The sequence below is a fragment of the Vogesella fluminis genome (assembly GCF_014652335.1).
Taxonomy (GTDB): domain Bacteria; phylum Pseudomonadota; class Gammaproteobacteria; order Burkholderiales; family Chromobacteriaceae; genus Vogesella; species Vogesella fluminis.
On sequence record NZ_BMYP01000114.1, the window covers coordinates 1 to 933 of the forward strand.

At 50.8% G+C, this 933-nt stretch carries 1 protein-coding gene; it reads right to left on the minus strand.

Translation table 11 applies throughout. The features are described 5' to 3' along the window. Window positions 1-46: 46 nt before the first annotated feature. The gene (locus IE083_RS15680; protein WP_189354964.1) at window positions 47-724 is read right to left on the minus strand and encodes an SEL1-like repeat protein; all 678 of its coding nucleotides are present in this window, start codon (window positions 722-724) and stop codon (window positions 47-49) included. Window positions 725-933: the final 209 nt, after the last annotated feature.

The window sequence follows — 933 nt, forward strand, 5'->3', positions numbered from 1 at the left end:
ATTTTGTAGGTTTGCACCCCTTCCTTCACGTCCTCGCTTCAAAACGTCAACAGCCCCTAGCGATAATCAACCATTTCATCGCTTGAACGTTATCGCCTCCCAAATCCCCTACCTCTAACGAGTAGGCAATACCAAGGTTATGTTGTCCATCAAGGCTTCCGGCCTCCGCGGACTGAGTGAGGAAGTAGAGCGCGCTTAAATATCTTTGCTTTTCATCACTCTCCAGCACCTGACCGGTTAGATACTGGAGGCCGACTGCATTCAACTCGTCAGGAGTGAGCTGGTTGGCAGTGCTCGGGCCAACAGCTTGACTGTCAGAGGATATTGCTGGACTAGGTGCGCTATGTGTAGAGAGTGTCTGATACCAAGTAGCGAATTCCGAATCAACAGATACCCTCACGCCGAGGATCAGCGCACCTGCAAATAGTCCGCAAGCAACGCCTGCTACACTTTTTTGCCACGTGGTAAGGTCAAGGAGCCTTTCCATCAATGTCGCCGGTCTACCACTTGTCCCTGGGTTATCAAACAAGGCCCTGATAACAGCCATGCCTGTAAATAGGAGAGCACCCCAGAATGCCGTGAACACGCCAACTGCGATGGCGGCGCCAGCCGGTCCTCCATAGGCCGCTCCGGAATTGCTCACCACGGGCTTGAGCGGGACGAAGACAAACGAAAAAATGATGAACCACGCTACAAACCATGCCGCATAGCCGAGCTTTTTCATACTTTCTTCCGCCTTTAGTAGACCCTTGCCATCTCTCTTAATCCGCTGCTCGTTTTCCTGTCATTTGTATTTTGGATTTGATTCGTTGTTATGCAATTCTTTTGTTGAACGTTTACAACAACTTTGCGAGCACAGCTCCAATACAAAAGTAAGCGTCCAGCCCGTCCACCTATCCACCGCCCCCTCCAATCCCCATGATCAGGTTTTCC